The sequence below is a fragment of the Lacinutrix sp. Bg11-31 genome (assembly GCF_002831665.1).
Lineage (GTDB): Bacteria > Bacteroidota > Bacteroidia > Flavobacteriales > Flavobacteriaceae > Lacinutrix.
In genome coordinates, this window is the sequence record NZ_CP025118.1 from 918,922 (window position 1) to 933,781 (window position 14,860).

The window sequence follows — 14,860 nt, forward strand, 5'->3', positions numbered from 1 at the left end:
CTAAATTGTTCCCGAAATAATTCAGATGAAAAAAAAAATCACTAGAAGTGACAATACACCGTTAGATAATTTTATGAAGGAAAAGAATAGTAATTTAGAGATTGAAAACTGTATTGCTACAATTCAGAAGCTATTGGATGATACCGACCAGCTTTTTGAATTGCCAGAAGACCAAAGAGTTGCCCTTTTTAAAGTAGCTGGTGCCTTAACGCGACCAAGTCGTGACGAGTTTCAACGTAGACGTAAAGACGCTAAAAAAGCGGCAAAGCGTAAAATGATTGAAAGCGACAAGCATGCTAGAAAATCTACAGGTATTAGATCTGCAAGAGAAGCCACTTTATTTGTAGCTCCGAAATTATTGGCAGCAGCTGTAATTAATGAAGATACTCCAGAATTAGAATCACCAAGAAATTGCTACGTTTGTAAAACAGTCTATACTAAACTGCATCATTTTTATGATACTATGTGTACAGATTGTGGCGATTTAAACTATGCTAAACGTTTTCAAACTACAGATTTAAAAGATCAAGTGGCTGTAATTACAGGTTCTCGATTAAAAATTGGATACCATATTACATTAATGTTATTGCGTTCTGGAGCAACGGTTGTTGCAACTACGCGTTTTCCTGCAGATTCTGCTATTCGTTTTTCTAAAGAAGAAGATTATAAAACGTGGAGTGATCGTTTACATATTCACGGTTTGGATTTAAGACACATACCTAGTGTAGAGATTTTCTGTAATTATATCGAGCAAAAATACGATCGCTTAGATATATTAATCAATAACGCAGCACAAACAGTTAGGCGTCCATCTGGTTTTTATTTCCATTTAATGGAAAATGAAAAATTACCTATCGATAAGTTACCAAAGCTTGCTCAAACATTATTACAAGATCATGAAAGTTGTTTAGAAGAGTTGTCTAGCTTAAGTGTAGGACCTTCCAAAACAGATAAAAACAATGTGTTGCCAGTAACTTGGCATGGTCCAGAACCTGGAATTGGATTACGTAATTCGGCAGAGCTCTCTCAAATCCCTTATAGTTTCGATAATTCATTGCAAACAGCCGAGGTTTTCCCGGAAGGTGAATTAGATGCAGATTTACAACAAGTAGATTTACGTAAAACTAATAGTTGGAGACTAAAATTAGGTGAAATTGAAACTACCGAAATGGTAGAAGTACAGCTTGTAAATGCTGTAGCTCCTTTTGTATTGTGTAATCGTTTGTCTAATATCATGATGAAAGAAAACACAGGTAAAAAGCACATTATTAATGTGTCTGCAATGGAAGGGAAGTTTCATAGGTTTAAAAAAGAAGACAGACATCCACATACCAATATGGCAAAAGCAGCCTTAAATATGCTAACGCATACTTCTGCAGGAACCTTTGCTAAGTCTGGTATTTACATGAATGCAGTAGATACAGGTTGGGTTACAGACGAAGATCCAGCAGCTTTATCTAAAAAGAAAGTAGAAGTACACGATTTCCAACCACCTTTAGATATTGTAGATGGTGCAGCACGAGTAATGGATCCATTAATAGATGGTATTAATACTGGTAAGCATTGGAGTGGTAAATTCTTGAAGGATTATTTCCCAATAGATTGGTAAGCCTTTGTTTAGGTAATAAATTCTTTTAAAGACTAAAAGAGACATAAAATACATTTAAAAAGCTTTCAAATTTTGAAAGCTTTTTTTATTTTTTTTTTTGAAAAAGTATTACTTCAAAAAAACTATTACCTATTATCGGTGTTATTAAAAAGTTTACTTTTAGTGTTTTAAAATTAACTAAAATAGTATGCCAAAGTCTAACACCAAAGCCCTGATTATAGTAGCGTTTTTCTCTATTTATATTATTTGGGGATCAACGTATTTGCTTAATAAAATTGCAGTTACCGAGTTGTCTCCATTTTTCTTGGCAGCCATTCGTTTTTCTTGCGCAAGTGTCTTAATTTTTAGCATAGCAAAAATTATGAAAATGAAACTGTCTATTACCAAAAAACAGTTTCGAAACTCGATACTAGTTGGTTTTCTATTTCTAGTCTACGGAAACGGAGTCTTTGTTTGGGCTTTAAAGTATGTAGATAGTGGTTTTGCAGCATTATTAGCATCTACTCAACCTTTATTTGTATTGTTATTAATGCGTTTAATGGATAACAAAAAAATGCAACCGAAGTCTTTAATTGGAGTAGGCTTGGGTCTTGTAGGTATGTATTTATTGGTAAGTCAGCAAGATTTAGTAGCTAATGAAGGTGTGCTTTTAGGGATATTCATGATTTTTACTTGTGTTATAGGTTGGAGTTATGCTAGTGTATTTGTTTCTAAAGCCGATATGCCTAAAAATTATTTTGTAGCAACAGGTTACCAAATGGCTATTGGAAGTATAATGTTGCTTTGTGCAAGTTTATTAACCAAAGAAGAATGGATTTCTCCATTAGAATGGAGTGCAGATGTAAAAATATCTATGCTTTTATTAATAACCTTTGGAAGTATTGTTGCTTTTACAGCCTTTAATTACTTGTTAAAACAAGTCTCTACAGAGAAAGTAGCAACTTCTGCTTATGTAAATCCAATTGTAGCAATGCTTTTAGGTTGGTATGTTTTAGACGAACAACTAAGTACACAATCTATAGTAGCAGCAGTAGTACTATTAACAGGTGTTTATTTTATTACTTCAAGAAAAAAAGTATAGTGTTTTAATTTGTGGCACTGTCTTTGCTTTCTAGTTAGTAATTATTAAAATTAAATATTATATTATTATGAGTACAGGAACAGTTAAATTTTTCAACGACACAAAAGGATTTGGATTTATTACAGAAGAAGGAGTAGACAAAGATCATTTTGTACACGTTTCAGGATTAATCGATGAGATTAGAGAAGGAGACGCAGTTGAATTTGACCTTCAAGAAGGAAACAAAGGATTAAACGCAGTTAACGTAAAAGTTATCTAAGATATATACTTCAAGTTTTTACAAAAGCCCATCATTAGTGATGGGCTTTTTTGTTATAAAGTTGTTTACTAAGCTAGAGGTTGAATGCGGTAGTTATAAAAAGACCAAATAGTTTCGCATAACACTATATATTTAATCTATATTTACAATATTAGTTGTTGATAGCTTTATTCTTATAAATTTTCCCTTTTAATTGATTCTTTGCTTTTTCCAATTTTTAAATAGACGTTTTTTCAGTATAAAAAATCTGTGCGTCGTAAAATTTTAATTTAAAAATTAATAGCATCAATAATCCAAAATTCTCAAGAGACATAAATCCAGACTTCGCAAGAACGTTAAGATCACGAGTAAACGCCTATTTTAAAACGCATAAAAAAAGCAGAAATGCCAATGCAACAATGGTTATTAAGACAATTATTATGCTATCGTTGTTTACTGTACCATTAGCATTACTGTCTTCAGGTTTGGTAACTGCAACTTGGCAATTATTTACTTTATATATTCTTAGTGGATTTGGTATGGCAGGTATTGGTATGGGTGTTATGCATGATGCAATCCATGGCTCGTATTCTAAAAATAAGAACGTGAATAAACTATTAAGTTATTCTTTTAATCTTATTGGAGGTGATGCAACTGTTTGGAGAATACAACACAATGTTTTACACCATACATATACTAATATTGATCATGCAGACGACGATTTAAATGCACCTTTTTTTCTTAGGTTTTCACCACATGCAAAACATTATAAGTCTCACCAATACCAACATCTTTATATTTGGTTTTTCTACGGCATTTCTACTATATCGTGGATTACGACGAAAGATTTTGTGCGTTTAAAACGCTACAGAGATATGGGGTTTTTAAACAAAAAGAACGAGTATAAGAAAGCATTAATTAGCATGACTGCATGGAAACTTGCTTATTATACTTATGCTATTGTGTTACCAATGGTTTTATTACCATTTGCTTGGTATACTATATTATTAGCCTTTATATGCATGCATTTTGTTACAGGCCTTTTGGTAAGTACTGTTTTTCAAGTTGCACATATAATGCATGATAACACTTTTCCGTTGCCAGACGAAGATGGTGCTATGAATAATAATTGGTATGCGCATCAATTTGCAACTACGTGTAATTTTGCTCCTAAAAGTAAATTTCTATTTTGGCTTCTAGGTGGTTTAAACTATCAAGTAGAACACCATGTATTGCCAGATGTTTGCCATGTACACTATCAAAATTTAGCAGAAATAGTAAAAGAGACTGCAATAGAGTTTGGCATGCCTTACCATGTTAAAAAATCATTTTTTCAAGCAATTGTAGATCATACTAAAACACTTAAACAATTAGGAAAGAAGGATATGGTAATTGCAATAGGAGAAATGATACAAGAGTAATTACTGAAGGCTGTTTCCTGAAGACTACTTATTAAATACCACTTTGGCATCATCTTTGTATTCTAGTTAGTAATTATTAAAATTAAATATTATATTATTATGAGTAAAGGAACAGTTAAATTTTTCAACGAGGCGAAAGGATTTGGATTCATCACAGAAGAAGGTGTAGATAAAGATCATTTTGCACACATTTCAGGATTAATCGATGAGATTAGAGAAGGAGATGAAGTTGAATTTGACCTTCAAGAAGGAAACAAAGGATTAAATGCAGTTAACGTAAAAGTTATCTAAAATATATACTTAAAGTTTTTACAAAAGCCCATCAATTTATTGATGGGCTTTTTTTATAATAACTAATTATTAAGTTTTATTCTTTACCAATTAAATCGATAGCATCATCGTTACCAATTTGCTTAGGGTTTTCTCCCCATTTATTAGATCCTGCTTCACTATCTGTACAAGCTAATATTAAACTATAAATAGGAATTAATAAATACCATCCACTTTTTCCAACATCATGCATACGTCTTACTCCAACTGCAATTCCAGGAATTAATACTGCAAATGAATATATGGTGTCTATAATGCTAAGAGAAGGCATTTCTCCAGCAATAACAATTATATTAATTACTATTGAAATTAATACATTAAATAAAAAGAACATCCAATATTCTGTTCGTCTTGCTCTTCCACTAAAGTCTGTATATTGTTTTAATACTTTTAGATACCAATTCATTTATTAAGTTTTAAGGTTAGGGTATAAATTTAATAAAAATCTATTCTTTACCAATTAAATCAATAGAATTTTCGTCGATTTCTTTTTTAGGATTTCTACCATATTTATTTACACCAATAGAACTATCTTCAACCAATAATACTAATAGCCAAATAGGGCCAACTAATGGAATAAACCTAACAAACCAATACGTTCCTGATTTGTTAATGTCATGCAGCCTTCTTACTACAACAGCAAAATGTGGGACAATTATTAATAATATGTAAACGAAAGGAATAAAGATGAAATTATCTGAATCTAATACTTCATTAATAATACTTGATAAATAAGATAAAGCAATTACTATAAGAATATTAAATAATAGAAACATCCAATACTCACTTCTTCTTGCTCTACCAGAAAAATTTGTGTAATTTTTAATGCAATGTAAATACCATTTCATGCTTCGTTATTTTAATTTGTTTTTATTAAAAAAGACCTCTAGACTTTAATTCTAGATATTTGTTTATAGTATCTCCTGTTAAGTTTTGTGGTTCTGTTAAAACAGATTGTATACCATATTTTTTTAAGGCGCTTACAATCCTCTTTTTTTCGTGCATAAATTTTTCAGCAATAATAGTATCATAAACATCTTGTATGTTATCTGATTTAGAATTAATTACAGATTCTAATTCTGTGTTTTTAAAGAATACAACTAACAGTAAATGATTTTTCGCTAAGGCTCTTAAATAGGAGAGTTGCCTGTTTAAACCATCCATTGTTTCAAAGTTTGTATATAAAATTAGTAAGCTTCTATTGGTTATTTTACGCTTTACAACGGCATACAAACTACTAAAATCTGATTCTGAAAAATCTGTTTTTATATTATATAAAGCTTCAGAAATTAAATTCATTTGTGAATTCCTTTGTTCTGCAACTACAATATCCTCTAATTTTTTAGAAAATGATAACATACCAGCTTTATCTTGTTTTCGTAAAATCACATTACTAATTGCTAATGTTGCGTTTACGGCATAATCTAAGAGGCTAATATTATTAAAATGCATTTGCATGGCACGACCTTTATCGATAATAGAGTATACAGGTTGCGATTTTTCTTCCACATATTGATTAATCATTAATTGATTACGTTTCGCTGTAGCTTTCCAGTTTAGAGTTCTTATATCATCTCCAGAAACATATTCTTTAATTTGTTCGAATTCCAAGGAGTGCCCAATTCTTCTTACTTTTTTTGTTCCGTATGAAATTGTAGCGTCTGTAAATGCTTTAAAATTAAAATCTCTTAGCTTTAAAAATGAAGGATAACATTTTAGTTCTTTTTCTTTACCTAAAACATATTTTTTTGTTGCTAACTGAAGCGGAGTAGAAGCATAAATATTGATATGTCCAAAATTATAAACACCTCTTTGTGTTGGTTTTACATCGTAATGAATAGTTTTATCTTGTTTGGAAGGTATCTTTAAATCAAAAATAAAATCTCGCTTTTGAAATTGAAAAGGAAGTTCTTCAATAATTGATAAATGACTTAAAAATGAATACTTGTTTTTAATTTGAAGCGTAATTTTATTAGCATCTCCATTGGATAATCTTTCGGGTAAGAAACGTTTTACTTTAATACCATTTTTATTCTTAAAAAGAATGAACACATCTACCAATACTAAAAGAGATAAAATTAATAGTAATACTTTAGAAATATAAGAAAACAGTGGAGCAAAAAAACCGATTACAAATAGCACAGCTATAACAGCTAAAATGTAGAAGAATCTATTGTTTAAAAATAAAGAATTATAATAGTGTTTCAAAAAATATATAATTTAATTGCTGTTTGGTTGGGCGCAGTCGTAACCTACTTAAAAACCTCTAAACCTCGCTTGAGGAGGTATTAATAAGTTATCTAGGAATCTCTACTGCTTCAATAATTTGTTCAATAATTTGTTTACTTGTTAAACCTTCCATTTCTCTTTCTGGTGTTACAATTACTCTGTGTTGTAGCACAGGAACTGCTGCCTTTTTAATATCTTCGGGTGTTACAAAATCTCTTCCTTCTATAGCAGAAAATGCCTTAGATGCTTTTAAAATAGCTATGCTTGCTCTTGGTGATGCTCCTAAATATAAAAACGAATTAGACCTTGTATTTACCACTATACTAGAAATGTATTTTAGTAAATTTTCTTCTATGTTTATTTGATTGACTAAGGCTCTATATTTTTTAATTTCGGCAGCAGTAATTATTTCTTCAATTTTTTCTATTTTGGTAGTATTCTCTAGAGCTTGTTCTCGAATAATAATTTCTAATTCTTCTTCTGCAGTTGGATATCCTACATTAATTTTAAATAAAAAGCGGTCTAACTGTGCTTCTGGTAACCTATACGTACCTTCTTGTTCTATTGGGTTTTGTGTTGCTAAAACAATAAAAGGCTCTTCCATTTTATAGGTTTTACCATCAATAGTAACTTGCTTTTCTTCCATAACCTCAAACAGTGCTGCTTGTGTTTTTGCTGGAGCTCTATTAATTTCATCAATTAAAATCATACTAGAGAAGATAGGGCCTTTTTTAAATTCGAAATCTGAAGTTTTTGCATTAAAAACAGAGGTTCCTAAAATATCTGATGGCATTAAATCTGGTGTAAATTGAATTCTACTAAAATCTATATTCATAGTTCTAGATAATAATTTAGCAGTTATAGTTTTTGCAACGCCTGGAACACCTTCAATTAAAGCGTGTCCATTTGCTAAAAGAGATACAATTAGAAGGTCCATCATGTCTTTTTGACCAACAATAACTTTCTTTAATTCCTTTTTTATTTTATGAACAGTTTCTTGCAATTCAGAGACATCTATTCTGTTTTTAAATTCTAAATTCTCTGAAGCTTCATTATTAATTTGTTCTTCCATAGTGTTATTTTTTAAAGAAATTTTCTATCATTTTGTTTAAAACAATAAGCTCTGTGTCAGAGCATTCCGTTTTTTTGTTTAAAGCAATAATAGTATTTATTAAATATTTAGTACTACTGATTTCATTATCAGATTTTGAGGCTAGTTTTTTAATAAATAGACTATTTAAATTACTAGTATCTATTAAATATTGCTCTCTAATTTTTTCTAAAAAGTAAGCTATTTTTTTATCTACTAAATTTTTATGATCTTCTTCTTTTAGGTACAAGTTAGCAATAGTGTGCGCAAACTCTATAGTAGAATTTTGTAAAGGTTTTATAACAGGAATTGCTCTTTGTTTTCTTCTAGCATTAAATAACATAAACAAAAGAAGCCCAAAAAGCGATACGAGTAAAAACCATTTTAATGTTGGATGCTGTAAAAAGAATTTAAAAATAGAATCTTCTTTTTCTTTCGTTTTATTAGAGAATTTACTAGACTTTATTTGTGGATCCCATAATACACCTTCTGATGGTAAATAAGAAAGAATATTTTCCACATATTCTTCATTTCCATTTAACATGTTGTAATTAGTGAAAACTACAGGATTTGTATGTAAATAAACAACGCCTTGACCATAGTAAATTTTAATAAAATTTGGTTTCTTTTCACCATCTATATCTATTGTTCCTAATACAATAGTGTTATTTTTATTATAAGTTTCAAAGTAACTTCTTCTAATATTTCTATCAAACAAGAAAGGTTGGTTTTTAAAATCTTTGTTTTCTAAATACAATTTCCCGCTTAATATTTTTAATTCTTCTGGAGCATAAATATTTTTGTCTACATTATTTATAGTAAACTTTAAGGAGTCTTGTATATGTTCTGAAAAATGATTGAGAGCGAAAAAAGCATTATTACCAGTTTGCACAAAGTCTTTTAATAAATAATCTAAGCCATCTTCATCTAGTTTACTAGCTCTAGGTTTAATACAGACGTAATTACCAAAATCTGCACCTTTTTCATTTTTAAAAAGATAGTCGTAAATATTCTCTTTTAAATAATGTACTTCGTTGCTATTAAATAATTCTTCGGTTTCATTATAAATAATATACGTACCAAAAGGGTTTTTGTTTTTCTCTTTAAAGTTTTCGTGCCAATTTGTTTTATTACAGCCTACTAGACTAAATAAAACAAATAGAATTATATAATTTTTTATGTTAGGATTTATAATCAATTAATGGAATTAAAAATAGATTTATATTTTTTCTCTACTGTTTTAAACTTAAGCGAGTCTATTGGAAATTCACCATACCAAACATAGCTGTATATGTAAGATACTTCGGAAAATTGTTTTCTAATAGTTTTGTTTTCAATTTCAAATGTATATTCTGTATTGGTTTTATCTTTATGATATTCTATGGTTTTTTTATCAGATAGTTTTTTTAATAACGATAAATAATAATATCTAGTTGCTAATCTAAAATTCTTTTCGAGTATTGCTTTTTCAAGTAGTCTAGGGAAATCTGATTCATGTATATCTTCATCTTCATATACTAATTTTTCTGCTACTTTTTTAGTTGCACTTTTAAAGTTCCAAAAGCCAGATTCTGTTCCTAAAAAGGTTTTTAAAATAATTATAACTATAATAATTCCTAATAGAAATGGAAAAATATAGCTCATAAAACCACCAAAAGCAACTAAAGCTGTAGAGTTGTTATTATTATTTGGAGTAGAAGTGGACTCTTCTTTTTCTTTAGACTCAGGCTCTTTTAAATCGTCTTTGTATATAAAATCTTCAGAGTTATATTTTTCTTTTAAATCAGACTTAAAAGATACTGCATCTTCAATTTTTGTGTTTTTATTGTGTACGATAGAGTCTCCTTCAATTATTACTACACCATCATAATAGTCTTGAGAAAACCCAATAAGAGAAGTTAATAACAGTAAAAGAAGAAAGCGCTTTTTCATTATCTTAACCCGTGTTTTTTTGCTACCTTAAAAGGTAGGATTAGATAATAATAACTAATGGAAATTAAACTAAATGAAATAATTATGAAACAAAAAATCACAGGCATTTTATTAGAATATCTAGTAACATAGCCTTCTAAAAACGCAGCAATAATAGTAAATGGAATGGTGCTAATAAATATATAAAAAGCCTCTCGAACTCCAATTTTAAAAGACTCTAACCTTTTTAAAGTACCAGGAAACAATATACTAGCTCCAATAATGTAACCTGCAGCTGCCTCTATTATCATTCCAAAAATTTCATAAGTACCATGAATCCATATGCCTTTTAAACTATCGAAAAAACTATTGTGTTGATAGAAGAAGGCTTGAAAAACAGCAACCATTATAGCATTATATACAATGTAAAATCCTGTACCAATTCCAACAAATAAACCAGAAAGAAACATGTTTAAACCAACACGCTGGTTGTTATCGTATATGCCAATAAAAGTTCCCCAATTACTACCTCCTTTATAAATGGCCATGGCATCGCCATTTTCAATGTTTTCTAAAGTTAAATCTACATATTCGTTTCCTAAAACTTGTCTTGCGAAAGTATCATCGTTAAACGTAGATAATAATCCAATAAAGAAACATAGGAAGAAAAAAATAAACGAAATGTAAATGTATTTTCTATGTTTATAAGCGAGAAGTGGAATGGTGTCAAAAAAGAAATTTAAAAAAACATTTTTATCTCTTCTTTTAGTATGATAAACAATATTAAAACTAGTTTTTGCTAACTTATTTAAATAGGTAGTAACCTTGCTTTTAGGGTAATACGTTTGCGCGTACACTAAATCGTTCATGATTTTAATGTGCAAATTTGCTATGTCATCTGGGCTTTTTTTTTCTTTATTCGAACTTCTTTGCTCAAATTCAAGCCATTTTTCTTTATTTTGCTTTATAAAAGCGACTTCTCTCATTAAGGCGAATTTAAACATTGCATGAAAACACTCCAAATAAAAACAGCACAAATTGTAAACGTCAATTTTGCAATGGCTAATGCTGGTGAACGTTTGCTAGCCTTTATAGTAGATAACGTTATAAAGTTCGCTTATATCTATTTTGCTATTACTTTTTTTGACTTTCAACTCATAGAAGATACCTTTAATGATGATCAATGGTCTATAAGAGCATTAGATGTTTTAATCTTTTTACCAATAACTTTTTATTCTTTATATTCTGAAATTTTACTAAACGGTCAAACAATTGGGAAGAAGCTACTTAAAATTAAAGTGATAAATATTGATGGCTTTAAACCTTCTATTGCAGATTATGCCATTAGATGGTTTTTAAGAGTTATTGATTTTAATTTTTTCTCATTAATCTTTGTTTATATAGCTTCTTTAGGTCTAGATACTAATGATGAATTACTGATTTTTATCTTTTTAATTGGAAAACTTGTTGGTTTTTTATTGATACTATTTACTAAAAAAAATCAACGCTTTGGAGATATTATGGCAAATACAGTAGTTGTTTCTTTAAAAGATGATGCTAAGTTTTCGGATACTATTTTAGAAAAAATAACAGATACTTATAAGCCAGCTTATCCTGCAGTTATTAAACTATCGGATAATGATGCCAGGATAATAAAAGACACTTTTAAAACGGCAACTAAACTTAATGACTATAAAACTCTTATTAAGTTACGTTCCAAGATCATTGAGGTTACAGGAATTAAATCTTCACATCAAAATGATAAAGAATTTATAGATGTTATTTTAAAAGACTATAATTTTTATACGCAAAGTATGTAGCTCTTCGTTTTGGGAAAGCTATAAAATTCGAGGTCTAACATAGCTTTGGCATCATCTTTGTATTCTAGTTAGTAATTATTAAAATTAAATATTATATTATTATGAGTAAAGGAACAGTTAAATTTTTCAACGAGGCGAAAGGATTTGGATTCATCACAGAAGAAGGTGTAGATAAAGATCATTTTGCACACATTTCAGGATTAATTGATGAGATTAGAGAAGGAGATGAAGTTGAATTTGACCTTCAAGAAGGAAACAAAGGATTAAACGCAGTTAACGTAAAAGTTATCTAAGATATATACTGTAAGTTTTTACAAAAGCCCATCAATTTATTGACGGGCTTTTTTTATTTAAAGTAATTTTGCTTTTACATATTTTTTAATTAGAATATAAAATCAAAAATACACCAAGCATAATTCCTGCTAAAGGCACTAGTTTCTTCCGCTTGTTTTTCTCTTTAAACACGATGCCTCCAATAACCACTGCAATTATTAACTGGCTCCTTTTTATAGCAGATAGTAACATAATTAAAGCCTCAGGATCTTGTAATGCTTTAAAGTAAAAGTAATCTGCGGCTACTAACAACACACCAACAGCAACAATAGACCATCTAAATTTAAACGCTTTGCGTTTTGCAGCATATGGGAACCAAGTAATACTTAAAATAACCAATAAAATAATGATGGTATAAAAGCAAAACCAGAATTGTAAGGTTTGCGGATTTAAACTTAAGTTTTGTATTAAGAATTTATCGTATAAACCACTAGAAGCACCTAAAAAAGTGGCTGCAATAATGGCAAATATCCATTTATTACGTTTAAAGTTTATACCTTCTTTTTTACCAATTTTAGAATATAATATCACCGAAAATATAATCAAGAAAAACCCAACCCATTGGTAAGCATTAGGGCTTTCCTTATAAATTACAATTGCTCCAATAAAAGTAAAAAATGGTCCAGCCGAACGTATTGGAGTTACAATAGTTAATGGCAAATGCTTTAAAGCTTGGTACGCCAAAATCCACGAACTCGCCATTATAGCAGATTTTATAAAAATAAAACCATGCACTCTCCAAGCTATATCTTGAAAATTATAGCCTTTCTCTTGTGCATATCCTGGATAAAATATAGAGAGTAAATAAAATGTAGACACAAATAAAAAGCCACTAGATACAGTACCCAAAAGCACAGGAAACACCTCGTTTCCTTGTACTGCATGTTTCTTGCATAAGTTGTGTAACCCTAAAAAAAGTGCGGCTAATAAGCCTAAATACATCCACATGGCGCGAATATAGTTTTTTAAAGGATTTTGTAATTAAAATAGTGAACGATTTTTAATAAAATGTGTAGAGAAATAGTAATCTACTATCAAACTTGTTTTAAAATTTTTAAGTAAAAAAATTACGGGTAAAAAACATTTTCATTTATAAAGTATGTACTGTTTTATGTTGATAAAATGCAATTGCTATTCATTTCCTACAACGCTCTCTAGCGCATAATATAATCTATTTTTCGCATTCTCTTGAGACCCAAAAATAGATCGGAACAGTTCTCCTTTTTCTGTAATTAGTAACCATTGTGGTGTGCCTTCTGCATTAAACTGATCGTAAACTTTGTGCTGCTCGTCTATAAAAATTGGAAATGGATTTTCTCCACTAGTAAAAACACTTTTAATGTTTGCTTTTGTTCCTTCTCTGTTTATAAAATTGGCATGGATACCTGCTACTACAATAGATGGATGTTTTTGTTGAAACTCGTAAGCCAATGGTATAGCGCGACCTGTACAACCTAAACAATCGTTATTATAAATAATAAGTAGCAACACTTTATTTTTATAGATTTTTATTAAATCTACAGCAATACCATCTAAATCTTTAACTTGTATGTGTTGTATTGGTTGGTTATTCATTTTTAGGTTTTTCTATATCATTACTATTTACAAATTTAGATTTAAAATTGTAGTTCAAAACCTTTTTGCTAAGTATTAACAAGATGCGCTGTTTTATTTTTCAGCAAAAAAATAATTGTTTTAGAATTCGTGTATTTGAGAATTTATTAGTCCATAGTACAGAATATTGAAAATTAAAAAGATTATTGTTGAAACTTAACCTTAATTCTTTTTATTTAAACCTGCTCCTCTGTATTTTCTCCAACTGGTACCTTTTGTACAAGGACAATCACTCATACCTTGTAAAAAGTCTATACCTATAGTAAGTGCGTGTGTTCCAGAATTAAATCCAGATAAATCGTTAATGGTTATTTGGTACGAGTAACCTAAATAGAAGCCTTTTTTCATAACACCAGCCATTGGCCCTATATTTAAAGGTTTTAAGGCTTGGTCGTTTAAAAAACGATACGAAGCACCTATCCAATAATAATCTCCAGAACGATTAAATTTTCGATATTTAAAATTTAGATCTGTACTAGAGCGACCATCGTTATTGTAACGTTGGTAAAAAACAGATGGCTCAATCTCTGTGTTTTTTGCAGTTTGAATAATATAGCCAGCATACCCTTGATAATTTAATAGTTTACTAGGTTCTATTCCTGTAAAGTTATCAATATCTTTTTCTAGAATGTTGTTAGCATTTAAACTCAAATAAAACATTTTATAGCGATACAGCAAGCCAACATCAAAATTACTGTTGTTAATAGCGCGATCGTCTGTAATACTTGGATCTACAATTGGCATTTCTTCGGTACCTTCGAAGTTTTCGATATCAATTCTAAAACTATTAATGTTGTAAGACAAGCCAAAAGATAAATACTGTTGCGATTTATAATCTAAAACGATATGATGCGCAAAAGAGAATTTAATTCCTTTTTGACGTGTGTTTCCGTTCTTATCATTATAAAGGGATATTCCAACACCCGATTGATTAGCAATCCTAAAATCGGCATATAATGCTTGGTTATCAGGTGCGTTTTTAATACCTACCCATTGTGTTAATCCGTTTGCTCTAATTCTTAAATTGTCTCCAATGCCTGCATAAGTCGGAGAAATAATGAAATCGTTATCTGCCAAGTATTGTGTAAAGACAGGTAAATTTAGTTCTTGTGTGTAACTTAACGAAGAAATAAAAAGAACGATATATAGTGTGAATTTTTTCATGTGATTAGGTTTTTATAATT

General features: G+C 29.7%; 17 protein-coding genes. 7 read left to right on the forward strand and 10 right to left on the reverse strand.

Translation table 11 applies throughout. The features are described from left to right. The first annotated feature begins 73 nt into the window (after positions 1-73). The 5 genes from CW733_RS04255 to CW733_RS04275 all read left to right on the forward strand — a co-directional run bounded on the left by CW733_RS04255 (position 74) and on the right by CW733_RS04275 (position 4,640). A complete protein-coding gene (locus tag CW733_RS04255; RefSeq protein ID WP_100998661.1) occupies positions 74-1,609 on the forward strand; it encodes an SDR family NAD(P)-dependent oxidoreductase in 1,536 nt (511 codons plus the stop codon). 187 nt (positions 1,610-1,796) lie between these two features. After that, a complete protein-coding gene (locus tag CW733_RS04260; protein ID WP_100996021.1) occupies positions 1,797-2,690 on the forward strand; it encodes an EamA family transporter in 894 nt (297 codons plus the stop codon). Between the two features lie 67 nt (positions 2,691-2,757). After that, positions 2,758-2,949, forward strand: a complete 192-nt coding sequence (locus tag CW733_RS04265; protein ID WP_100996022.1) for a cold-shock protein — start codon at positions 2,758-2,760, stop codon at positions 2,947-2,949. Between the two features lie 398 nt (positions 2,950-3,347). Continuing rightward, entirely contained in the window at positions 3,348-4,349 is a 1,002-nt protein-coding gene (locus CW733_RS04270; protein ID WP_232730392.1) for an acyl-CoA desaturase, read from the forward strand. A gap of 99 nt (positions 4,350-4,448) precedes the next feature. After that, complete coding sequence (locus tag CW733_RS04275) at positions 4,449-4,640, forward strand: cold-shock protein (protein ID WP_100996024.1); 192 nt, start codon at positions 4,449-4,451, stop codon at positions 4,638-4,640. A 76-nt stretch (positions 4,641-4,716) separates the two neighbouring features. On the opposite strand, the gene CW733_RS04280 is transcribed toward CW733_RS04275, so the two are convergent. The 7 genes from CW733_RS04280 to CW733_RS04310 form a co-directional block, all read right to left on the reverse strand. Further along, positions 4,717-5,085, reverse strand: a complete 369-nt coding sequence (locus CW733_RS04280; RefSeq protein ID WP_100996025.1) for a DUF805 domain-containing protein — start codon at positions 5,083-5,085, stop codon at positions 4,717-4,719. 40 nt (positions 5,086-5,125) lie between these two features. Next, positions 5,126-5,527 carry a DUF805 domain-containing protein gene (locus CW733_RS04285; protein ID WP_100996026.1) on the reverse strand — a complete coding sequence of 134 codons (402 nt, stop codon included), beginning with the start codon at positions 5,525-5,527 and terminating at the stop codon, positions 5,126-5,128. A 25-nt stretch (positions 5,528-5,552) separates the two neighbouring features. Beyond that, complete coding sequence (locus tag CW733_RS04290) at positions 5,553-6,887, reverse strand: DUF58 domain-containing protein (RefSeq protein WP_198520105.1); 1,335 nt, start codon at positions 6,885-6,887, stop codon at positions 5,553-5,555. An 88-nt stretch (positions 6,888-6,975) separates the two neighbouring features. After that, positions 6,976-7,980 carry a MoxR family ATPase gene (locus tag CW733_RS04295; RefSeq protein WP_100996027.1) on the reverse strand — a complete coding sequence of 335 codons (1,005 nt, stop codon included), beginning with the start codon at positions 7,978-7,980 and terminating at the stop codon, positions 6,976-6,978. A 4-nt stretch (positions 7,981-7,984) separates the two neighbouring features. Further along, positions 7,985-9,196 carry a hypothetical protein gene (locus CW733_RS04300; RefSeq protein WP_232730393.1) on the reverse strand — a complete coding sequence of 404 codons (1,212 nt, stop codon included), beginning with the start codon at positions 9,194-9,196 and terminating at the stop codon, positions 7,985-7,987. Beyond that, positions 9,193-9,930, reverse strand: a complete 738-nt coding sequence (locus CW733_RS04305; RefSeq protein ID WP_100996028.1) for a hypothetical protein — start codon at positions 9,928-9,930, stop codon at positions 9,193-9,195. The genes CW733_RS04300 and CW733_RS04305 overlap by 4 nt, the downstream gene beginning before the upstream one ends. Continuing rightward, positions 9,930-10,895 (reverse strand): stage II sporulation protein M, encoded by a 966-nt coding sequence (locus CW733_RS04310; RefSeq protein ID WP_100998667.1) that lies wholly within the window; start codon positions 10,893-10,895, stop codon positions 9,930-9,932. The genes CW733_RS04305 and CW733_RS04310 overlap by 1 nt, the downstream gene beginning before the upstream one ends. A gap of 21 nt (positions 10,896-10,916) precedes the next feature. Between CW733_RS04310 and CW733_RS04315 the strand changes: the two genes are divergently transcribed. Beyond that, positions 10,917-11,729 carry an RDD family protein gene (locus CW733_RS04315; RefSeq protein WP_100996029.1) on the forward strand — a complete coding sequence of 271 codons (813 nt, stop codon included), beginning with the start codon at positions 10,917-10,919 and terminating at the stop codon, positions 11,727-11,729. A gap of 101 nt (positions 11,730-11,830) precedes the next feature. Continuing rightward, complete coding sequence (locus tag CW733_RS04320; RefSeq protein WP_100996024.1) at positions 11,831-12,022, forward strand: cold-shock protein; 192 nt, start codon at positions 11,831-11,833, stop codon at positions 12,020-12,022. An 85-nt stretch (positions 12,023-12,107) separates the two neighbouring features. Here CW733_RS04320 and CW733_RS04325 read toward each other — a convergent pair whose 3' ends face one another. From CW733_RS04325 to CW733_RS04335, 3 genes are all read right to left on the reverse strand, one after another. Continuing rightward, a complete protein-coding gene (locus CW733_RS04325) occupies positions 12,108-13,010 on the reverse strand; it encodes an EamA family transporter (RefSeq protein WP_100996030.1) in 903 nt (300 codons plus the stop codon). Between the two features lie 183 nt (positions 13,011-13,193). Next, the gene (locus CW733_RS04330) at positions 13,194-13,637 is read right to left on the reverse strand and encodes a redoxin domain-containing protein (RefSeq protein WP_100996031.1); all 444 of its coding nucleotides are present in this window, start codon (positions 13,635-13,637) and stop codon (positions 13,194-13,196) included. A 201-nt stretch (positions 13,638-13,838) separates the two neighbouring features. Next, entirely contained in the window at positions 13,839-14,840 is a 1,002-nt protein-coding gene (locus CW733_RS04335; protein ID WP_100996032.1) for a type IX secretion system membrane protein PorP/SprF, read from the reverse strand. Between the last annotated feature and the right edge of the window lie 20 nt (positions 14,841-14,860).